The organism is Arsenicibacter sp. R0_47, from assembly GCF_057652235.1.
The window spans coordinates 204,044-225,193 of sequence record NZ_JBYFCJ010000003.1 but is presented as its reverse complement, the minus strand read 5'-3'; the positions used below and the strand labels follow the sequence as shown (position 1 = coordinate 225,193).

The window sequence follows — 21,150 nt, the reverse complement described above, 5'->3', positions numbered from 1 at the left end:
CGTCAAGACATTTCTTTGATCTTTTAGGACATAGATGAATCAAATACCTAAACGCCATATCGCCATTCTTGGCTCCACAGGCTCTATCGGCACCCAGGCCATCGATGTGGTAAAAGCACATCCCGATGCCTTTGCGGTCGAAGTACTGACAACAAATAATAACGCTGACCTGCTCATTCAACAGGCTGCCGAGGTGAACCCTAATGTGGTCGTGATCTGCAACGAAGCAAAGTACGATCAGGTATTTGCGGCCCTCGATCCGCTCGGCATAAAGGTCTACGCCGGAGCGGCGGCCATTGCATCGGTCGTGCAGATGGATACCATCGACATGGTTCTGACGGCGATGGTGGGCTATGCCGGCCTGCTGCCGACTATCAAGGCGATTGAAGCGGGGAAACACATTGCGCTGGCCAACAAGGAAACGCTGGTCGTGGCGGGAGAACTGATTACGGCCCTCGCCAAACAGAAAGGTGTAAACATCTACCCTGTCGATTCAGAACATTCGGCTATCTTCCAGTGTCTGGTCGGGGAGTTTCATAACCCGATTGAGAAAATCATCCTGACTGCTTCGGGCGGACCGTTCCGGGGCAAGGATCGTGCGTTTCTCGCTACGGTCACGAAAGCGCAGGCCCTCAAACACCCCAACTGGAGCATGGGCGCCAAAATCACCATCGACTCGGCAACGCTCATGAACAAAGGCCTTGAGGTCATCGAAGCCAAATGGCTTTTTGGCCTGACCGCCGCTCAGATCGATGTAGTAGTGCACCCGCAAAGTATCATTCACTCGCTGGTTCAGTTCGAAGACGGCAGCATCAAGGCCCAGCTGGGCTTACCCGACATGCGGCTGCCGATTCAGTTTGCGCTGGGCTATCCGAACAGACTAAAGTCAGATTTTCCGCGTTTTGACTTTATTAATTACCCTTCGCTAACCTTTGAACAGCCAGACTTGGCGACTTTCAGTAACTTGCAGCTGGCATTTGACGCTCTGCGGATGGGCGGCAATGCACCCTGTATCATTAATGCGGCCAATGAGGTGGCAGTTGAGGCCTTTTTACAGGATCAGATAGGCTTTACGGAGATTTCGGACGTAATTGAATCGTGTTTATCGCGTGTATCGTTCGTAGGAACCCCATCCTACGACGACTACGTGTCGACCGACACCGAAGCCCGTCGTATGGCCACCGAACGAATTAAAAGTTTGGTTTAAGTGTTTCATTTAAAAACAGTAACGTTCAATACACAGAGTACATGGAAATTTTAGTCATGGCGGGGCAGCTCATACTGGGTCTGTCGATTTTAGTTGGGCTTCATGAGTTGGGCCACTTGCTGGCCGCAAAAGCCTTTGGCATGCGCGTTGAGCAGTATTTCATTGGGTTTCCGCCAAAAGTATTCAGTATCAAAAAAGGCGAAACCGAATATGGCTTAGGTGCTATCCCGCTGGGTGGTTTCGTCAAGATTTCCGGCATGATCGACGAGTCACTGGATACTGAACAAATGCGGGGTGAGCCACAGCCCTGGGAATTCCGCGCCAAACCAGCCTGGCAACGCCTGATCGTTATGCTGGGCGGTATTATTGTCAACGTCATTACCGGTATTATCATATTCGTTGCCATCACTTACAAGAACGGCAACACCTATCTGCCCGCCAGCGAAGTCCGCTACGGTATCGTAGCCTATGATCTGGCCAAACAAATCGGCCTTCAAACGGGCGATAAAATCCTTAAAATCAACGGAAAACCGTACAAATCTTTTGGCGATATCAGTAGCTCGGATGTCCTGTTAGGGAATAACAGCTATTATACCGTTGAGCGTAACGGCAAGATTTTCGATGTTAATATCCCTAACGATTTCATCGACAAATTATCTGACCGGAAATCAATCGTTCAGTTTCTTGAACCGGTACAGCCGTTTAAGGTCGGAGAGCTGGCACCGGGCCAGCCCGCAGAGAAAGCCGGTTTAAAAACCGGAGACGTCATTACGAGTGTAAACGGTAAGCCAGTTCAGTTTTATCACGAGTTCGGTGAAATCGTCCGGCCACTTAAAAATAAGCCGATTGATGTTGTTGTAAACCGGAACGGCCAGCCATTCACGCTCCACATGACAACGACGGAAGACGGTACTGTCGGGTTTTATCAGCAATCCATGCTGAAGCTGAAAACAGAAGAATACACGTTTGGCGAAGCCCTGGTCGTTGGTACAAAACGGGCGTTCCAGGTTGTGTTTGATAACATCAAAGGCTTCGGTAAAATTTTCCGGGGTGAGGTTTCGCCGTCTAAGGCGCTCAGCGGCCCGATCGGGATTGCACAGAACCTGTTCGGCGGTATCTGGCTGTGGGATCGTTTCTGGACCGTAACCGGCCTGCTGTCGATGGCTCTGGCGTTCATGAATGCCTTGCCGATTCCGGCACTCGACGGCGGTCACTCAACACTGCTGCTCTATGAAATCGTTTCGGGCCGGAAACCGTCCGACAAGTTCCTCGAAGCGGCTCAGCGGGTAGGTATGGTTATTTTACTCGGTCTGATGGCCTTCGCTATCTTCAACGACGTATTTAAAGCCGTATTTTAAGGTAAAGACAGCGCGTTTCTGCGCCTGGATATGTACACGTTCATTAACCGTTTTTTTCGTCATTTCAGACGGACAGTCAGCGTACTGTCCGTCTCGTTTTTGTTTCTGGGCAACCGGCAGGCCCACGATTTCCATACGAGTATTACCCAGATGACTTATAACGCAAAAGACAGAGCGTTTGAGATCAGTGTCAGAGTATTTACCGATGATTTTGAAAAGGCCCTGACCAAAGAAAACAATGGTCAGAAAATTCATCTGGCCGACAATGACAAAAACGATCCGCTGATCGAAAAATACATCCGGAAGCATGTCAGTGTTTCGACCGCGCCGAACCAGCGGAAAGCCTTCAGTTACATTGGCCACGAAACCGAGGCTGATGCGCAATGGCTTTACCTCGAAATGCCTTTTACCGAGCCATTCCGGGGCGGGCAGATGCAGCAGGACGTATTAATGGACCTCTTCGACGATCAGGTAAATCTGGTTAACCTGCAATATCAGAATCAGAAAAAAACGTTTGTTTTCCGGAGCAAGCAGCCTGTACAGGAAATCAGTTTTTAGGCCTGCCTGCATTGCGTATAGAAACGCAATGCAGACAAACAGCCGCCGGGATTCTGTCTTATTCCTGATCAGTAGTCCTTTTTATCACAATCCTGTTTTATTGGCCTCCCACAATAAATTTCCGGCTGAATAATTAACAGGTTTTGTTATTTTGTGAAGTATCAGCCTCAAACAGGTAATTCCGTCAGCGTTTAACGCGTTGGCATAAGTATTGTACCTGTTATTTCCCTTGTCTGATGAAGTGATACACATCAAAAGACATACAGAAACCCTGTCAGTTTGACAGAATACTCTATGATGTTGGAGAAAGATTTAGCAACCCGGCTATTAATGTCCGACTTTGATTCGGATAATTTGGAGATTGTACCGATCGGGTCGCCAGAAGGTATAGATGACGATTATGAGCTGCCCGCCAACCTGCCTATTTTACCCGTCCGGAATACAGTATTGTTCCCGGGTATGGTTATTCCGGTTACCGTTGGCCGACAGAAATCCATTCGTTTAGTAAAAAAAGCCTACAAAGGAAACCGTATTATCGGGGTAGTCGCGCAGCTGAATCAGCAGAAAGACGAACCTACCGCCGATGACCTCTACCGGCTCGGTACTGTTGCGTACATCATTAAAATGATTACGCTGCCCGACGGTAACATTACCATTATCATTCAGGGCAAAAAGCGGTTTGAACTCCAGCAGGTGGTTCAGGAAGAACCATTTATGACCGCAACAGTCCGCCAGCTGGACGACTCATTCCCGAATGCGACGAAAAAAGAAGGTAAGGCCCTGATTCAGTCACTGAAAGAGTCAGCCTACAAAATCCTCCGCCTGAATCCGGAAATCCCGCAGGAAGCCCGGATTGCACTCGATAATATCGAGAGCCCGATGTTCCTGCTCCACTTCCTGTCGTCGAACATCAACGCCGAAGTGGCCGATAAACAGCGTCTGCTCGAAACACTCGAAGGTGCACAACAGGCTCAGTTACTGCTTGAGTACATGATGCGCGAAGTGCAGCTGCTCGAACTGAAACGCGAGATTCAGTCGAAAGCCAGCTCTGATCTTGACCAGCAGCAGCGCGATTATTTCCTGCGCCAGCAAATCAAGGTTTTGCAGGATGAACTCGGCATGGACACGCCGGACCGGGACCTGGAAGATATCCGCGTACGGGCCAACCAGAAAAAATGGCCGGCCGAAATCCGGGCACACTTCGACAAGGAACTGAACAAGCTCCAGCGCATTAACCCGATGGCACCGGAATATCCGGTTACGATGAACTACATCGAGCTGATGGTAGACCTGCCGTGGAACGAGTATTCGAAAGATAATTTTGATCTGAAACGCGCCCAGAAAGTACTGGACGCCGATCATTTCGGGCTAGAGAAAGTAAAGGAGCGGATTATTGAATACCTCGCCGTTCTGAAGCTGAAAAACGACATGAAGGCGCCGATCCTGTGCCTGTATGGCCCTCCGGGTGTGGGTAAAACCTCTCTGGGCCGGTCAATTGCCAAGGCGCTGGGCCGGAAATACAGCCGCATGGCGCTCGGTGGCGTGCATGATGAAGCCGAAATCCGCGGTCACCGGAAGACATACATCGGTGCGATGCCCGGTAAAATCCTCCAGAATATCCGGAAATGCGGCACCTCGAACCCTGTCTTTATCCTCGATGAAATCGACAAGGTGAGTTCGGACTTCCGTGGCGACCCGTCGTCGGCCCTGCTCGAAGTACTGGATCCGGAGCAGAATTCAACGTTCATGGATAACTACCTGGAAGTTGAATATGACCTCTCAAAGTCCCTGTTTATTGCAACGGCCAATGCGCTTGATACGATTCACCCGGCGCTCCGCGACCGGATGGAGATCATCGATATTACCGGCTATACGGTTGAGGAGAAAGTCCAGATTGCGAAAAAGTACCTGGTACCGAAACAGCGCAAAGACCACGGCCTGAAAACCAAAGACCTGCAAATCGACGATAAGGCGCTGGTACGCATCATCGAAGGGTATACCCGTGAGTCGGGGGTACGGAGCCTTGAGCAGAAAATCGGGACGATTGTCCGGAAAATTGCCAAGTCGATTGCCATGGAGGAGGAATATCCGAAATCCATTAAGGTGGCCGATGTACACAAAATGCTGGGTGCCGAGATTTTCGACAAAGACCTGTATACCGACGACGACATCGCCGGTATGGTTACCGGCCTGGCCTGGACCCAGGTGGGCGGCGAAATTCTGATGATCGAAACCAGCCTGAGCCGTGGCAAAGGCATTCTGACCTTGTCAGGCCAGTTAGGTGAAGTGATGAAGGAATCGGCCGTAACAGCCCTGTCGTATCTGAAAGCACATGCCGATGATCTGAACATCGACTACCGCCTGTTCAACAACTACGATCTGCATATTCACGTACCGGCCGGAGCGGTTCCGAAAGACGGTCCGTCGGCAGGTATTACGATTCTGACGTCGATGGCGTCGATTTATACCCAGCGCCGTGTACGGCCGTTTCTGGCGATGACCGGTGAGGTCACCCTGCGCGGCAAGGTACTGCCGGTCGGTGGCATCAAGGAAAAGATTCTGGCAGCCAACCGGGCAGGCGTAAAGGAAATTATCCTTTGCTCGAAGAACCGGAAGGACGTTGAAGAAATCAATGCATCGTATATCAAAGACCTCCAGTTTCATTACGTCGATAATGTAGCGCAGGTACTGGCGGTTGCCCTGCTTCCTGAAAAGGTAGGTAAACCAATGAAATTTATCCTGCCTGAAGAGCGGGATGCCAGTCAGCAACCAGCTACGCCCCCGGTACAAACGGATATCGAACGTGTAACTGTCTATTAATTGCCGGGGCCGTTGGCAGTAACACGTGCCGACGGCCTCCTTTTGTTTCTCCTGCCCTTGTGCTCGATTTCGCCAAACTCACTGTCGTTTACCGGGAAGCCTTGCTACAGCAGGTCGTTCCGTTCTGGCTCAGTAACAGCCGGGACCAGGCCTGGGGTGGTTATTTTGATGCCCTGACAGCAACCGGCGACCCCATCACAGCCGATAAATCCGTTACCTTACTGGCGCAACAGGTCTGGTCTTTCGCCTGGCTTTACAACACCGTCGAACCGGAACAACACTGGCTTGACCATGCCCTGCACGGAGCCGATTTTCTGACCCGCTTCGGGCTCGATGAAAAAATGAATGCCTATGCACTGGTTGACCGGATCGGAAAACCGGTAGCCCCCGCAAGCGGTAAAACCACCGATGCATACTGCGTTATGGCCTACGCGCAGCTTCATCGGGCCACCGGGAACGACGAATGGGCCATGCTTGCCAAACAGGCTCTCTTCAATCTGATACAGCAACGAAACAAGCAACGCACAAAACAGCAGCGGTCCCTCGGCGGTTTCCGGCAATGGCAGCATCTCGAAGAACCGGTGGTAGTCCTGAAAACGTTGCTGGCCACGCAGTTTCTGCTGAGTGAAGAAGACTGGAAAGAATATACCGAACAGGTAGTTGAGGAAATTTTACAGACGTTTCTGGACAAACGACTCAATATACTGCGGGAGTCGATTCTGCCGGACGGTGCCTTCAGCCATACGCCTCAGGGGCGCCGGCTCAGCCCTGCCCTTACTTTCGAAGCCGCGAACGTCCTGCTTGATATTGCGCTGAAAACCAGTAACCGTAAACTGTCCTTACAGGTTGTTACCTGGTGTCTGTCCATGTGTGAACAGGCATGGGATGAGGTAAACAGCGGCCTGCATCAGTACGTTGATTTTCTGAGGCAACCAACACTCGACAGTACCTGGCAGCACCGTACGGCACGCGTTCATTTACAGGCACTGGCCGTTCTGATTAAAAGTTTTTTCCACACCCATCACCCCGACTGTTTACGCTGGTTCCAGAAAATCCATGACTATACCTTTCAGCATTTTCCGGATGGCGAAAACCTAGGCTGGCAGTTGGTACTCGATACAAAAGGCCAGTCGCTGCTATCCGTCAAAGCTACACCGGCTGAAGGGTGTTACCATTTTATAAAACCAATGAGTGAAACCATTTCTTTTCTTAACCAATGTGCTCATTTGCAGCCACCTTCCCGAAAATTTCGGCTGGTCTGATACACCGCACCACCGCTTAACATATTTATCAACGTTTCATAAAGGGTATGGTTACCTTTGCGGAAATGAATACAGAAAGTCTCTTCGAGGAACGGCAAAAGCAGTTTACTGATGCCGAACAGCTTGCACAAAAACAATATAACCAACTGGCCCTGTGGCGGTTTGTCTGGTTTCTAGTGATCGTGGCCGCCATATGGTGGCTCAATAATACCGGCAATACACTGGCGGCCATCGGTACCTTTCTGGCTGGCCTGATCGTATTTGGGTGGATGCTGAAACGTCATCAGGCAATCCGGCGCCGCCGCGATCTGAATCACCACCTTGCCTTTGTCAATCAGGACGAAGCCGGACGGCTCAACCGCCAATACCTGCGCCCTGAAACCGGCGAAGCCTTTCTGACCTATACACACGCTTACGCGGGCGATCTGGATATTTTCGGGAAACACTCGTTGTACCGGCTCCTCAACCGCACTCATACCTACGATGGCTCCCACCGGCTGGCCAACTGGCTGCTGACGCCGGCTCCCCCCCAGCTGACCTATGTCCGCCAGCAGGCCGCCGAAGAACTGGAGCCACAGCTCGACTGGCGGCAAACCGCAGAAGCACTGGCCTACCTGAGCGAAAAAACGGGGCAATCGCCGGCTAAAATGCGGCAATGGGTGCTTGAAGAAAATGCACTGCCTTTATACCTGCTGGCGGCCCGCTTTATTCTGCCCCTTATTACACTGGGCGTCACCGCTGCCTGGCTGACCGGTTACCTGCCTGGCTGGACTGTACTTGCTTCGCTGGGGCTTCATGGCTTACTGCTTGGCCAGACGAATGAACTCGCCAAAGTCGTTAGTGAGCAGACGCATGAAATGGCCGAAGCCCTGAAAACCTTTCAGGATCTGTTTCAGCATACTGAATCCGTAAAAGGCTTTTCGCCGCTGCTGAAATCTATCCGTGACAACCTCAGCGCCGGTCCGCGTCCGGCATCGGCTGCGGTCGGGAAACTGGCGCGGCTGGTCGAAAACTTTAACTTCCGCCAGAATCCGTACTTCTACCTTTTCTTTGCCCTGCCTACGCTCTGGGACATTCATCACCTCCAGGCCCTCAACAGCTGGCGGAACCGCTATCGGAAACACCTCAACAACTGGTTTGATGCGCTGGCCGAAATGGAGGCGCTAAACAGCCTGGCTGGCTTTGCCTACGCCCATCCGACCTATGTGGTACCCGACATTATCGATGAGAAAATACCGCATCTTGAAGCGGTCAGTGCCTCTCACCCGCTGCTGCCGCCGGCCAAAAGCGTCGCCAACTCGCTGGAACTAACTGGTTCGGGTAAAACAGTGTTGATTACCGGATCGAACATGTCCGGCAAAAGTACCTTTCTGCGGACGATTGCCATCAATACCGTTCTGGCGCAGGCAGGTGCCGTTGTCAGTGCGCGCCGGTTCGCTTGCTCGCCAATGCGCGTCTTTACCAGCATGCGTACCCAAGACTCCCTCGAAGAAAGTACATCGTCGTTTTACGCTGAGCTGAAGCGGCTGAAGACCTTGCTGGAACTGACGCAGGGGGTTGAAACCGCTACAGATAACCCTACACAGAAAGCGATAACGAACCAGTGGCCGGTCTTTTATTTTCTGGATGAAATCCTGAAAGGCACCAACTCTGCCGACCGCCACCGGGGTGCCGAAGCCCTGATCCGGCAACTGCACAAAACAACGGCTTCGGGCTTCGTATCCACCCACGACCTCGAACTGGGTCAGATGACTGATGCCAGCGATTTTGTCCGGAATTGCCACTTTCAGTCCGATGTCCGCGACGGCGAGCTGCACTTTGACTATACGCTTTATGACGGTATCTGCCGCAGTTTCAATGCCAGCCAGCTCATGCAGGCCATTGGCATCGACATGAAAGCCGGCCCGGCTCACTAAATCCGGAACGACCGCAACACCACCGGTATACTGGCATATTACCGCCACCGGTGTACTTTTGTGCTCTGATACTGACGACGAGTCTTATTCATGCAGAAAATAGCACCGAAATACTACCCTATCCTGTTACTGGCACTAGGGTGCTTTTTTTATTTCCCGTTTCTGGGACGCGTTCACCTGTTCGACTGGGACGAAATCAACTTTGCCGAATCGGCCCGGGAGATGCTTGTGAGCGGCAATTATACGCGGGTACAAATCAACTTTAAGCCGTTCTGGGAGAAACCACCCTTATTTTTCTGGCTTCAGGCAACAGCCATGCGTCTGTTCGGCGTCGGGGAGTATGCTGCGCGTTTTCCCAATGCGGTCATAGGCGTATTTACCCTGCTTACCGTCTTTTTTATCGGACGGCGCCTGGTCGATGACCGGTTTGGACTGTTGTGGGCGCTGGGCTATCTGGGTGCTGTTACGCCCCACTTTTACTTTAAAACGGCCATCATTGACCCCACATTCAACTATTTCATTTTCCTCGGGGTCTGGTTTCTGTCGCAGCGCAAAGCCTGGCAAGCCGGTTTGTTTATCGGCCTCGCCATCCTAACCAAAGGGCCGGTCGGTGCCTTACTGCCCGGACTCACGTTTTTGCTGTTCTGGGGTTTACACCGGTTTAAGCCGGTACTCAGCATCGGTCAGATGGTTACGATTGTGCTGGTTGCCATCGGTGTGGCCTCGTTCTGGTTCGGCCTTGAGGTTATGCAGCATGGCTGGTGGTTTATGAACGAGTTTATCGCCTATCAGATCAAGCTGTTTTCGACACCGGATGCGGGCCACGCCCAGCCGTTTTACTACCATTTTGTCGTCGTCTTACTAGGGTGTTTCCCGCTGTCAATCCTTGCCATTCGCTTTCTGATCCCTAAAACCAGCGCGCAGACCAATCCGCAGGCGGCCGTCAACGGCGAAAGCTTCCGGCTGTGGATGACTCTGCTGTTCTGGGTGGTAATGATTTTGTTCAGCATTGTAAAGACTAAAATCGTACATTATTCCTCGATGGCCTGGCTGCCGGTATCCTACCTGGCAACCTACCACTTGTACCAATACCTGACCGGCCGCATCCGCTGGAACCGCTGGACAACCGCCGGCCTGCTGGTTATCGGCAGCATCCTTGGCCTTGCCCTGACGCTGGCACCTATTGTCGGGATGCACACCGATGTCATCATTCCGTACATCAAAGACCCGTTTGCGGCCGCCAACCTCCAGGCAGACATGCACTGGCAGGGCTGGGAATGGCTCATCGGCGCACTCTGGCTGCTGGCACTCATTACGTTCATCCTGCGGCTCCGTGCCCACACACAACCGGCAGCCATCGGGCTCTTTTTGTCAACGGCGGTATGCCTGTGGTTTTACCTGGCCAGCGTGGTGCCGAATATCGAAGAGTTTGTGCAGGGGACCGTAATCCGGTTTTATGAATCAAAACAGGGGCAGGATGTGTATGTGGAACCCATTGGTTATAAAAGTTACGCCCAGTTGTTTTATTTCCGGAAACAGCCACCGGTGAACCCGAAAACCGACGATGAGGACTATCTGCTGAATGGCCCCGTCGATAAGCCGACATTTCTGATTACCCGGCTTGATCGGGCCAAAGACTTCCGGCAACATCCGAATCTGGAAATTATTAAGGAGGAGAATGGATTTGTATTCTTCCGCCGGAAATGATAAAAGCCCCTGACGGGGCTTTTATGTTTTTTGATTGTCAGCGAATTAATGCTTATCCGGGCGACCACGTGGGGTCATTATCCGGGCGACCATGGGTATTATTATCCGGGCGACCACGTGGGGTCGCCCCTACACGATACCTTCTTTTAACAGGTCGTGCAGATGAACAAATCCTTGTACGAGGCCGTCATCGACCACGACCAGCTGGGTGATGTTACGCTCCTGCATGATTTCGAGGGCCCGGACAGCGTAATCGTCGGAACAGACGCAAACGGGCGAGACAGTCATAATATCCTGCGCAACCAGCGTCCGGAAATCGTCGCTGCGGTTCAGCATCCGGCGTACGTCGCCGTCAGTAATGATACCGGCCAGTGTATCGTCGGGGTTCAGGACGGCCGTAGCGCCAAGCCGTTTCGACGAAATCTCAATGATCGCTTCCTTCACCGGCGTCGTTGCCGATACTTTCGGACAGGCATTGTGCGGATAAATATCAGCTACTTTCAGATAAAGTTTTTTGCCCAGTGAACCGCCCGGGTGATAGCGTGCAAAATCCTGCCGCGTAAAATCGCGGCCAACCAGCAGGCTCACCGCCAGGGCATCGCCGAGGGCAAGGGCAACAGTCGTACTGGTTGTCGGGGCCAGATCCAGCGGATCCGCTTCCCGTTCGGCGTAGGCTTCGAGCACATAGTCGCTATGCTTCGCCAGGTAGGATCCCGTGTCGCTGACCATGCCAATCAGCGGCACACCGGTTCGCTTCAATAAGGGAACTAACACCTTGATCTCAGGGGTATTACCACTCCGTGAAATAGCAATAACCACGTCCCCCTCCCGGATCATACCCAGATCACCGTGAATCGCATCGGCGGCGTGCATAAACAGCGCCGGCGTACCGGTAGAATTGAGGGTAGCCACAATCTTCTGGGCGATGATGGCACTTTTACCAATACCTGTCACAACCACCCGGCCACTGATTGACAGGATTTTGTTTACACAATCATCAAAACGGTTATCGAGCCGTTCGGTGACTTTCCGGATGGCCTCAGCCTCATCAAGCAGTACCTGACGGGCAATTAATTGCGGATTTTTTAGTAGTTTCAAGTTCAAAATACGCGATTACAACCAAATTGCTTTGTAAATTCGCTACCCATTAAAGGGAAGCAAACCAGCAATAAGATAAAAGATCAATAGGTTTTACGTCTATAAAAGAAAAAAGCGACTTGTTTACACTGACCATACAATGATTACACATCAGATTTTCAGGACGTCTGTTTTTCTTTTATCTTTCTTTTTATATCTTCAATCACAGACTAAGAACAAAGATACAGCGAAGACCATCAATCAGTAACTATTTGTACTTCGAGTGAGCATGATGCAGGCGGAGCAAACCATTCAGGTAACCCTCAAGGAACGTTTAAAAGAAATTTTCGGCTATAGCCAGTTCCGGGGTGACCAGGAGGCCATTATTCATAATATCCTGGCCGGAAAGAATACATTCGTAATAATGCCAACAGGCGCCGGTAAATCGTTGTGCTACCAGCTTCCTGCGATCGTGTGCGAAGGAACGGCCATTGTCATTTCCCCATTGATCGCCCTGATGAAAAACCAGGTCGATCAACTCAACGCTTTTGGTATTAACGCCCAGTTTCTGAACTCGACCCTGTCGAAGGCAGAAATGACAAAGGTAAAAAAAGACACCCTTAACGGCACCTTAAAGCTGCTGTACATTGCCCCTGAGTCTTTGACGAAGGAGGAAAACCTTGATTTCCTCAAAAAGGCAAACATTTCCTTTGTCGCAATTGATGAAGCACACTGTATCTCGGAATGGGGCCACGACTTCCGTCCTGAATACCGTAAAATCAGAGGTATCGTCGATAACATTGGCAACCTGCCCGTTATCGCCCTGACCGCCACCGCCACACCAAAGGTTCAGCAGGATATCCAGCGGAATCTGCAGATGGAAGACGCCGACATTTACAAGACGTCGTTCAACCGCAAAAACCTCTACTACGAAATCAAGCCTAAGGTTGACGCGAAAAAAGCGCTCATCAAATACATCAAAAACAACAAGGGCAAATCGGGAATCGTCTATTGTCTCAGCCGGAAAACGGTTGAAGATATTGCCGAAGTCCTGAACGTGAATGACATCAAGGCACTTCCTTACCATGCCGGGCTGGATTCAGGCACCCGCATGGCCAATCAGGATGCTTTCCTGAATGAAGAAGCCGATGTCATTGTGGCCACGATTGCCTTCGGGATGGGCATCGACAAACCGGATGTCCGTTTTGTGATTCACTACGACGCACCGAAGTCGCTGGAAGGCTATTACCAGGAAACCGGCCGCGCCGGCCGAGACGGGCTGGAGGGCAACTGTATTATGTTCTACAGCTACGATGACATCGTTAAGCTGGAGAAATTCAACAAGGACAAGCCTGTTACCGAGCGCGATAACGCCAGACACCTGCTGACGGAAATGGTATCATATGCCAACCTCGGCACGTGCCGCCGCCGCCAGCTGCTGAGCTACTTCGGTGAGTACGTGGACAAAGACTGCGGTTTCTGCGATAACTGCCTGAAAGCAACGCCTAAGTTCAAGATACAGGAAGAAGTAGTACTGGCCCTGCGCACGGTATTGCTGACCGACCAGCGCTTTGACGTCAATCACCTGGCTGATGTACTGACGGCAACCGACAACCAGTACATTACCAGTTACGAACACAATAAGCTTGAGGTATACGGCCAGGGTAAGGACTTCTGCGAAACACCGGATGGCTGGTGCTCAATTATCCGGCAGCTGACAATTCTGGGGTATATCGACAAGGATGTTGACAACTACGGCGTCCTGAAAGTTTCCGAAAAAGGGCTGAAATACATTGCAGACCCTTATCCGGTTACGCTGCATAAAGACCATACCTACGATCAGCAGGTAGCCGACGGCAAAGACGACGACGACAAAGACGTTGCTCCGTCGGGCGGAGGAGCCGCCTATGACGAGGAACTGCTTGGCTTACTGAAGGCGCTGCGGAAAAAAGTTGCCAAGGAAAAAAACCTGCCACCCTACGTTATCTTCCAGGATCCGTCGATGGAAGAGATGGCCACTACCTACCCGAGTACACGAGAGGAAATGGCCCAGATCAACGGGGTGGGCATGGGCAAGGTCCAGAAGTTCGGCAAGCCGTTTATTGACCTGATTGCCAAATACGTTGAAGATAACGACATCGAAACCGCTAAGGATGTAGTCGTTAAATCAACGGTGAACAAGTCAAAAGTCAAAATCTTCATTATCCAGCAGATCGACCGTAAGGTTGACCTTGATGAGATAGCCGAAGCCAAAGACTTAAGTATGGAAGATCTGGTCGAAGAAATCGAACATATCTGCTATTCAGGTACTCGGCTGAATCTGGATTATTACATCAATCAGATTATGGATGACGATCGTCAGGATGAAATTTATGACTATTTCATGGCGGCCGAAACCGACAATATTGCCGTGGCGATGCGTGAATTCGGAGGGGATGATTTTACCGAGCAGGAACTCCGGCTGATGCGTATCAAGTTCTTATCAGAAGTAGCAAATTAAACCGGGAAACAGAGAGGAATCATTGCCGGTCAGGTGGTAACGGCATTTTGCGTCTGTCCGTTGTTCCCTCTCTGCTTCCATCCTAAAATGAATATACTTATACTTGGCTCGGGTGGCCGCGAACACACGTTTGCCTGGAAAATTGCCCAAAGCCCGCTTTGTGATAACCTGTTTGTAGCACCGGGTAACGCCGGTACGGCTCAGGTAGCCACCAACCTTCCGATTGGTTATACTGATTTTGGTCTGATTGCTGACGCCGTCCGGAAACATTCGATTGACCTGCTGATTGTGGGACCGGAAGAACCACTGGTAAAAGGAGTGGTTGATTACCTGCGCCGGCAAAGCGATCTGTCTGCGCTGCGTATTGTGGGCCCTGATGCGGCAGGCGCTCAGCTGGAAGGCAGTAAAGATTTTTCCAAGCAGTTTATGTCACGCTACGGCATACCGACAGCCGCCAGCCAGACATTTACCGCAGCTACCCTTCAGGAAGGCCTCACCTACCTGGAAACTCACTCGTTACCTGTTGTGCTGAAGGCCGACGGGCTGGCCGCCGGTAAAGGCGTGATTATTGCTGAAACAACCGAAGAAGCCAAAGCCACGCTGAGCAGTATGCTGGAAGACCATAAATTCGGCGAAGCCGGGGCAAAGGTCGTGATTGAGCAGTTTCTGCGGGGGATCGAGCTATCGGTTTTCGTATTGTCAGACGGGGTCAACTATAAGATTCTGCCCGAAGCCAAAGATTACAAGCGGATCGGCGAAGGCGATACCGGACTCAATACCGGAGGCATGGGCGCCGTATCGCCGGTTGTGTTTGCCAACGAAAATTTCCTGCGTAAAGTCGAGGAGAAAGTTGTCCGCCCGACGCTTGCCGGTCTTCAGCAGGAAGGAATCCGGTACGTAGGATTTATTTTTATTGGTTTAATGAACGTAAAAAGCGAACCTTACGTCATTGAATACAATGCCCGGATGGGTGATCCAGAAACCGAGGTTGTGCTGCCGCGGATTCAGAATGATTTTGCCGAAATGATGGTGGCTGCCGCAGACGGTGAACTCGATAAGGTGTCGTTACAGGTATCGTCGCAGACGGCCGTGACAACCGTTGTTGTGTCGGGCGGCTATCCGGAAGACTATACCAAAGGACAGGTCATCACTGAGCTCGGCCGGATTGAGGATGTTCTGGTATTCCATGCCGGAACGACTACCTCAGCTAATCAGATTGTTACCAGCGGAGGACGCGTGCTGGCCCTTACCGGCCTGGCCAACTCCATGGAAAATGCCATCCGGAAGTCGCAGGAAGCGGCCCGGACCGTTCAGTACGAAGGTAAATACTACCGTAGAGACATCGGACTGGACCTAATTCGTTATAATGATTAACGCCCGGAATGCGGGAAGTGGAGCGTAAGCAAACCGCCGCCTCCCGACCGTAGCCCCGGGCCAAACGAGCAAAAAGTATGTCTTGCAAATCCTGTACAACGGGCGGATGTGGCTCCCGAAGCGGTGGGTCATCATCGGCAGCGAACGGCACCGCCGTCGCAGGTTGCAGCAGCGGTGGATGCGGGACCGGAGGTTGTAATAAACTAAATTCGTTCGATTGGCTGAGCGACATGGTACTGCCGGTTTCTCAGCGTTTTGATGTCGTCGAAATTAAATTTAAAGGGGGGCGTAAGGAATATTTCCGCAACGTCCACCAACTGGATCTGACAACAGGTGACTTTGTTGTGGCTGAAATGGCATCAGGTTATCACCTGGGTTCCGTTTCACTGCAGGGCGAACTTGTTCGGTTGCAGCTTAAGAAAAAAAGCCTTCAGATCACCGATGATATGAAGGTAATTCACCGGGTGGCAACGCCTAAGGATCTTGAGAAGCACGAACAGTCTATTGCCCGCGATCTGCCTTCGATGTACCGTGCCCGCGAAATTATCCGCGACCTGAACCTGAATATGAAGTTGTCTGACGTTGAATTTCAGTCAGATAACTCGAAAGCTACGTTCTACTACTCGTCTGAAGAACGCGTCGATTTCCGGGAACTGATCAAGCTCCTGGCGGCGGAATTTAAAGTGCGGGTTGAAATGCGGCAGATCAGTCTGCGCCAGGAAGCCGGCCGTCTGGGCGGTATTGGTTCCTGTGGTCGGGAGCTTTGCTGCTCCACGTGGCTGACCGATTTCAAAAACATTACGACCTCAGCAGCACGTTACCAGAATCTGTCGCTGAATCCGGCTAAGCTGTCCGGACAATGCGGCCGGCTGAAGTGCTGCCTGAACTATGAGCTGGATACGTACGTGGATGCCCTGCGCGACATCCCGGCCGTTGACAAGCCCCTGGAAACAACCAAAGGAAGAGCGTTTTTGCAGAAAACGGACATTTTCCGGAAGATTATGTGGTTTGGCTATAGTTCGGAAAGTACCTGGCATCCGCTGCCGATCAGCCGGGTGCTCGATATTCTGACGCTCAACGCCAACGGCATCATTCCGGAATCGTTTGATGTGCTGACCCCTGTTGCTGAAAAGAAAGAGCCTGCTACACCAGCCGCCCTCAACAGCGATCTGGACAAGCTCGACAAAAAGTACGCAATCAAACAGGCCCCGGCGGCGAAGAAAAAGAAAAAGAAGAAGAAAAAAGGTCCCGGCGAAACAGAAGCAGCGGTTGCCCAACCGGCATCACCTGCACCGCAGGCCGAAAAAAAACAGCGTGGACCCGGTAACCGGCGTCCGTCATAATAAAAAAGCCAGCCCGGAAGAGCTGGCTTTTTTTATGTATGCCTGAGTGGTCTATACCAACACCGCTTTCAGTAACTGCTCCAGAATCAGGCGGCCGTCTGTGTTGCCCAGTGCCGGATCAGCAGCCCGTTCAGGGTGTGGCATCATGCCGAATACGTTCTTAGCGGCATTGCAGACGCCGGCGATATTTTCCAGACTACCATTCGGATTGGCCTCATCGGTAATGTTGCCGGCCTCATCGCAGTAACGGAACAAAACCTGCCCGTTGTCATTGAGTTGCTTCAGGGTATCAGCGTCAGCAAAGTAACGGCCGTCACCGTGAGCAATCGGAATTTTATAGGCGGGCTTCTCCAGCCCCGCTGTCAGCAGCGCGTCTGTCGATTCCGGTTTTAGATAGATGTTTTTACAAACATATTTCTGGCTGGTGTTACGCAGTAGTACACCCGGTACCAGACGTGCTTCGGCCAGAATCTGAAAACCGTTGCAGATACCCATCAGATAACCACCCCGGTTAGCATGCGCGATCACTTCGTTCATAATAGGTGAAAAACGAGCCACAGCACCCGTACGCAGATAGTCACCGTACGAAAAGCCGCCAGGCAGGATGATAAAATCACAGCCTTGCAGATCGTGGTCTTTGTGCCACAGTTTTACGACCTCCTGGTCCATTAATGTCAGAGCATCAACTGCGTCCTGATCGCAGTTTGAGCCCGGGAATACGACTACGCCGAATTTCATTAGGATATGAATTTGCCGGTGCAAAGATACGAAACGGAAGTCATTTAACCGCATTTGGGGATATTGCGATTCCTGCCTATCTTGGCCGCTCCTAAACCGTAACATCTCATGAAACTGCTTCAGCAACTGGCTTTTATCAGCTGCTTCTGGTTACTTACAACCTCCGTTACACAGGCACAGCGCTGGCGCTACTGGCAGGACGTTCCCGGCACCTGGACCATTGGTTTCGAAGCCGGTACCACCCGGTACGCCGGTGACATGAGCGAAGAAAAAGATATTTTCCGGTATCCGCGCCTCGGTGCCGAAGCCGGTATTTCGGTCGCCCGCCGCATAGGGTACCGTTTCTCCCTGAGAGCTGATGCACGGGTATACTACATTTGGGGCAAGCAGAAATATACGCGTGTTTATTACAATAACCTTTCCTTTTTCAGCATCAACCCCGACGTGTGGATTGGTGGTAAAGTCGATCTCTGGCGCGTTAACGATCCCAACCATAACTACAATCCATACCTGCTGGCCGGTGCGGGGGTTACCTACCTGAACACAATGACCAACTATCAGGGGTATCTTGTAAAACTACCGCGCTTCCACACTGAAGGCGTAAATTACAGCCGGTATCCGGGCATTATCCGGTACGGGATTGGTATTCCGTTTGATTTTGGCATGCGTACCAAAATTGCTGTCGAAGCCACCTATACGCACGTGCTGAATGACTATCTGGATGATGTCAGTACCAGGTATCCGGACTTTACAAAGCTCCATCCGGTTGTGGCCGCCATCTCCGACCGCCGCTCCGAAATAGGCCTGGCGCCTAACCTGTCGTTTGCCCAGCGGGGTAACCCCTCTAAGCGGGATGGCTATGGTGCACTGGCTGTCCGTTTGACTTACCAACTAAATAGTTCTTCCTGGAATCGTTATCGAAACGGGCTTCGTACCCCTTTTTAACAAAAAATTTTTATTAATCCTAAACACCTGATAGTCAACAATATATACACTTAAAAAATACTTATTTGATATAGCAGGCTGGCCCGCTGGCTCAATATAAAAATCCATACCCCGGCATTCCGCGTATTATTCTCAACTTCTCTGAAGAACAGAGCGGAAGTGCTCAACTTAACTATTACATTTCATGAAAAATTTTTTTGGTAAAAAGTCAGCGCCCGTCAATCCGGGGTCTGTCCTACCGGTCCTGCCATTCTCTATGAATCGGCGTCTTTTCCTGCAGTGGGCAGGTATGACCTCAGCAGCAGGCGTTCTCCTTAGCTCTTGTAAAAATGATATGCTTGGTCCTGACGGCGCGGCACGTACCGGTATCGGTGCAGATGTTGACGTGAACCTGGGTTCTGGTGATGTGGGGATTCTTAACTACGCCTACGCATTAGAGCAACTGGAAGCCACGTTCTACGAGCGCGTTGTGGCTAACCCATACAGCGGCATGTCGGCTATGGAACGTAGCATCCTGATGGACATCCGCGACCATGAGGTAGCACACCGTGAGTTCTTCAAGGCAGCATTGGGCAGCGCCGCAATTCCGGCACTGGCGATTGACTTCCCGGGCGTTAACTTTAACAGTCGTGACAGCATCCTGCAGACAGCCCGTACATTCGAAGATTTAGGTGTAGCGGCTTACAACGGTGCCGGTCAGTTATTATCTGACATGCGTAACCTGAACACAGCAGGTAAAATTGTATCGGTAGAGGCACGTCACGCGGCAATTATCCGCGAACTGATCTCACCAAATTCCCGTGCATTTGCAGGAGATGATGTGGTTGATCCGGCATCAGGCTTAGACAAAGCCATGAAACCGGGTGAAGTGGCTCCAGCAGCCCAGACGTTTATTAAGCAAGGCCTGATCGCCAGCAATTTACCAACCATGTAATCCCTCTACGAATCATGAATCTCCAGAATATTCTTCACGAAATCGAGCAAGTTGATGGCGAAGTGTATGACCGTCTGAAGCACGTCACACGCCGTCACATGTTTTCTTCTATCACTAAAAAAGCACTTAGCGTAGCAGCACCGGCCGTAATGGCAACTGCCCTGAACAAAGCGTATGCTCAATCAGGCAGTACTGTAACGGATGTACTGAACTTTGCGCTGACACTTGAATATCTTGAAGCAGAATTTTACAATCGTGGTCTTGCGGCCGGTGGTTTAATCCCTGCCCAATACCGTGATCTGTTCGATCAGATCCGCAAACACGAAGATGCACACGTAGCGTTGCTGAAAGGCGCGCTGGGCAGTGCTGCCGTGGCAAAACCAAACTTTGACTTTACAGCCAAAGGTACGTTCCCGACAGTATTCTCGAATTTCCAGACGTTCTCGGCAGTAGCTCAGGCGTTTGAAGATACCGGCGTACGGGCTTACAAAGGTCAGGCAGCTAACCTGATGTCGAATGATGCCGTGTTAACAATTGCACTGCAGATTCACTCGGTAGAAGCACGCCACGCAGCACGGGTACGGATGCTGAACAACGCCAAAGGCTGGATCGTTGGTATGGAAGGCTTCCCGGGTGCCGTATATGCCGGTGAGCAGGCTGCCCGCGAACGCGAAGTAAACGTTGCCGGTCTGACCGGTCAGACAGAAATGAAAATTTCTGAAGCGTTTGACGAGCCGCTGACAAAAGAACAGGTATTGGCAATCGCCACGCCGTTCATAGCGTAGAAACTGAATAATAGGTACTTTTAGCGTCGGGTCCTGATGGGTCCGACGCTTTTTTTGTGATTAATTGTGTTCACGATTACTTACTAAACTTTATCTATGAAAAAATTACTGCTGCTGCTCTCGTTTGCAGTCTTCAGCTTAACCGCGGCTATGGCCCAAAAATCAGGTAAAATGGAAAAAAAAGAACTCCAGCACGTCGTCCTCTTTAAGTTTAAGCCGGATGCCACACCGGCCAAAGTACAGGAAATCGTTGATGCGTTTAACGCATTGCCGGGTAAAATCAGTGAAATTAAAAAGTACCAGTGGGGCACAAACAACAGCCCGGAAAAACATGATAAAGGCCTCACGCACGCGTTTATCCTGACATTTAACAGTGCAGAAGACCGTGATACCTATTTGGTGCACCCTGCCCACAAGGACTTCGGCAAGATTGTCGGCCCATGGCTCGCCGACGTAACCGTGGTTGACTTCTTTAACCAGGCGAAATAATTCATCAGGGATATTAACATCTTCCGGCTGGCCTGCGATTCTTACCTGTCTATAAGTCAAGTTACTAAGACTCGCATGCCAGCTACCTAAACTCTACTTATTTATTTTTTCTATGAAATAAGCTGTTTAACTTGTGA

At 51.2% G+C, this 21,150-nt stretch carries 16 protein-coding genes; 14 read left to right on the top strand and 2 right to left on the bottom strand.

Translation table 11 applies throughout. The features are described 5' to 3' along the window. Positions 1 to 34: 34 nt before the first annotated feature. From AC23NW_RS06945 to AC23NW_RS06915, 7 genes are all read left to right on the top strand, one after another. Positions 35 to 1,207, top strand: coding sequence for a 1-deoxy-D-xylulose-5-phosphate reductoisomerase (locus AC23NW_RS06945; RefSeq protein WP_487448538.1), 1,173 nt, complete (start codon positions 35 to 37; stop codon positions 1,205 to 1,207). A gap of 41 nt (positions 1,208 to 1,248) precedes the next feature. Further along, a complete protein-coding gene (rseP, locus tag AC23NW_RS06940; RefSeq protein ID WP_487448536.1) occupies positions 1,249 to 2,565 on the top strand; it encodes an RIP metalloprotease RseP in 1,317 nt (438 codons plus the stop codon). Between the two features lie 30 nt (positions 2,566 to 2,595). After that, the gene (locus tag AC23NW_RS06935) at positions 2,596 to 3,123 is read left to right on the top strand and encodes a DUF6702 family protein (protein ID WP_293846042.1); all 528 of its coding nucleotides are present in this window, start codon (positions 2,596 to 2,598) and stop codon (positions 3,121 to 3,123) included. A 294-nt stretch (positions 3,124 to 3,417) separates the two neighbouring features. Beyond that, entirely contained in the window at positions 3,418 to 5,943 is a 2,526-nt protein-coding gene (gene lon / locus AC23NW_RS06930; RefSeq protein ID WP_487448534.1) for an endopeptidase La, read from the top strand. A gap of 59 nt (positions 5,944 to 6,002) precedes the next feature. After that, positions 6,003 to 7,205 carry an AGE family epimerase/isomerase gene (locus tag AC23NW_RS06925; RefSeq protein ID WP_487448533.1) on the top strand — a complete coding sequence of 401 codons (1,203 nt, stop codon included), beginning with the start codon at positions 6,003 to 6,005 and terminating at the stop codon, positions 7,203 to 7,205. A gap of 47 nt (positions 7,206 to 7,252) precedes the next feature. Next, positions 7,253 to 9,121 (top strand): MutS-related protein, encoded by a 1,869-nt coding sequence (locus AC23NW_RS06920; RefSeq protein WP_487448532.1) that lies wholly within the window; start codon positions 7,253 to 7,255, stop codon positions 9,119 to 9,121. Between the two features lie 90 nt (positions 9,122 to 9,211). Then, complete coding sequence (locus tag AC23NW_RS06915; RefSeq protein ID WP_487448531.1) at positions 9,212 to 10,828, top strand: ArnT family glycosyltransferase; 1,617 nt, start codon at positions 9,212 to 9,214, stop codon at positions 10,826 to 10,828. Between the two features lie 129 nt (positions 10,829 to 10,957). Here AC23NW_RS06915 and AC23NW_RS06910 read toward each other — a convergent pair whose 3' ends face one another. Beyond that, entirely contained in the window at positions 10,958 to 11,926 is a 969-nt protein-coding gene (locus AC23NW_RS06910) for a KpsF/GutQ family sugar-phosphate isomerase (protein ID WP_293836580.1), read from the bottom strand. Between the two features lie 268 nt (positions 11,927 to 12,194). On the opposite strand from AC23NW_RS06910, the gene recQ reads away from it, so the two are divergent. The 3 genes from recQ (at position 12,195) to AC23NW_RS06895 (ending at position 17,122) form a co-directional block, all read left to right on the top strand. After that, a complete protein-coding gene (gene recQ, locus AC23NW_RS06905; RefSeq protein ID WP_293836578.1) occupies positions 12,195 to 14,405 on the top strand; it encodes a DNA helicase RecQ in 2,211 nt (736 codons plus the stop codon). A gap of 87 nt (positions 14,406 to 14,492) precedes the next feature. Beyond that, the gene (gene purD / locus AC23NW_RS06900; protein ID WP_487448530.1) at positions 14,493 to 15,779 is read left to right on the top strand and encodes a phosphoribosylamine--glycine ligase; all 1,287 of its coding nucleotides are present in this window, start codon (positions 14,493 to 14,495) and stop codon (positions 15,777 to 15,779) included. 77 nt (positions 15,780 to 15,856) lie between these two features. Then, positions 15,857 to 17,122 (top strand): PSP1 domain-containing protein, encoded by a 1,266-nt coding sequence (locus AC23NW_RS06895; RefSeq protein ID WP_487448529.1) that lies wholly within the window; start codon positions 15,857 to 15,859, stop codon positions 17,120 to 17,122. Between the two features lie 51 nt (positions 17,123 to 17,173). On the opposite strand, the gene purQ is transcribed toward AC23NW_RS06895, so the two are convergent. Continuing rightward, the gene (purQ, locus tag AC23NW_RS06890; RefSeq protein ID WP_487448527.1) at positions 17,174 to 17,860 is read right to left on the bottom strand and encodes a phosphoribosylformylglycinamidine synthase subunit PurQ; all 687 of its coding nucleotides are present in this window, start codon (positions 17,858 to 17,860) and stop codon (positions 17,174 to 17,176) included. A 108-nt stretch (positions 17,861 to 17,968) separates the two neighbouring features. Here purQ and AC23NW_RS06885 point away from each other — a divergent pair, with 108 nt between their 5' ends. The 4 genes from AC23NW_RS06885 to AC23NW_RS06870 all read left to right on the top strand — a co-directional run bounded on the left by AC23NW_RS06885 (position 17,969) and on the right by AC23NW_RS06870 (position 21,013). Continuing rightward, positions 17,969 to 18,805, top strand: a complete 837-nt coding sequence (locus AC23NW_RS06885; protein WP_293836570.1) for a hypothetical protein — start codon at positions 17,969 to 17,971, stop codon at positions 18,803 to 18,805. Positions 18,806 to 19,061: 256 nt separating this feature from the next. Then, positions 19,062 to 19,739, top strand: coding sequence for a ferritin-like domain-containing protein (locus AC23NW_RS06880; protein WP_487448525.1), 678 nt, complete (start codon positions 19,062 to 19,064; stop codon positions 19,737 to 19,739). Positions 19,740 to 19,753: 14 nt separating this feature from the next. Further along, positions 19,754 to 20,524 (top strand): ferritin-like domain-containing protein, encoded by a 771-nt coding sequence (locus AC23NW_RS06875; protein ID WP_487448524.1) that lies wholly within the window; start codon positions 19,754 to 19,756, stop codon positions 20,522 to 20,524. 96 nt (positions 20,525 to 20,620) lie between these two features. Beyond that, entirely contained in the window at positions 20,621 to 21,013 is a 393-nt protein-coding gene (locus tag AC23NW_RS06870; RefSeq protein WP_293836564.1) for a Dabb family protein, read from the top strand. The last annotated feature ends 137 nt before the right edge of the window (positions 21,014 to 21,150 follow it).

Excerpts from the sequence above, each read along its gene's own strand:
- AC23NW_RS06945 (WP_487448538.1), top strand. The coding sequence starts at position 35 with ATGAATCAAATACCTAAACGCCATATCGCCATTCTTGGCTCCACAGGC.
- rseP (WP_487448536.1), top strand. The coding sequence starts at position 1,249 with ATGGAAATTTTAGTCATGGCGGGGCAGCTCATACTGGGTCTGTCGATT.
- AC23NW_RS06935 (WP_293846042.1), top strand. The coding sequence starts at position 2,596 with ATGTACACGTTCATTAACCGTTTTTTTCGTCATTTCAGACGGACAGTC.
- lon (WP_487448534.1), top strand. The coding sequence starts at position 3,418 with ATGATGTTGGAGAAAGATTTAGCAACCCGGCTATTAATGTCCGACTTT.
- AC23NW_RS06920 (WP_487448532.1), top strand. The coding sequence starts at position 7,253 with ATGGTTACCTTTGCGGAAATGAATACAGAAAGTCTCTTCGAGGAACGG.
- AC23NW_RS06915 (WP_487448531.1), top strand. The coding sequence starts at position 9,212 with ATGCAGAAAATAGCACCGAAATACTACCCTATCCTGTTACTGGCACTA.
- recQ (WP_293836578.1), top strand. The coding sequence starts at position 12,195 with ATGATGCAGGCGGAGCAAACCATTCAGGTAACCCTCAAGGAACGTTTA.
- purD (WP_487448530.1), top strand. The coding sequence starts at position 14,493 with ATGAATATACTTATACTTGGCTCGGGTGGCCGCGAACACACGTTTGCC.
- AC23NW_RS06895 (WP_487448529.1), top strand. The coding sequence starts at position 15,857 with ATGTCTTGCAAATCCTGTACAACGGGCGGATGTGGCTCCCGAAGCGGT.
- purQ (WP_487448527.1), bottom strand. The coding sequence starts at position 17,860 with ATGAAATTCGGCGTAGTCGTATTCCCGGGCTCAAACTGCGATCAGGAC.
- AC23NW_RS06885 (WP_293836570.1), top strand. The coding sequence starts at position 17,969 with ATGAAACTGCTTCAGCAACTGGCTTTTATCAGCTGCTTCTGGTTACTT.
- AC23NW_RS06880 (WP_487448525.1), top strand. The coding sequence starts at position 19,062 with ATGAATCGGCGTCTTTTCCTGCAGTGGGCAGGTATGACCTCAGCAGCA.
- AC23NW_RS06875 (WP_487448524.1), top strand. The coding sequence starts at position 19,754 with ATGAATCTCCAGAATATTCTTCACGAAATCGAGCAAGTTGATGGCGAA.
- AC23NW_RS06870 (WP_293836564.1), top strand. The coding sequence starts at position 20,621 with ATGAAAAAATTACTGCTGCTGCTCTCGTTTGCAGTCTTCAGCTTAACC.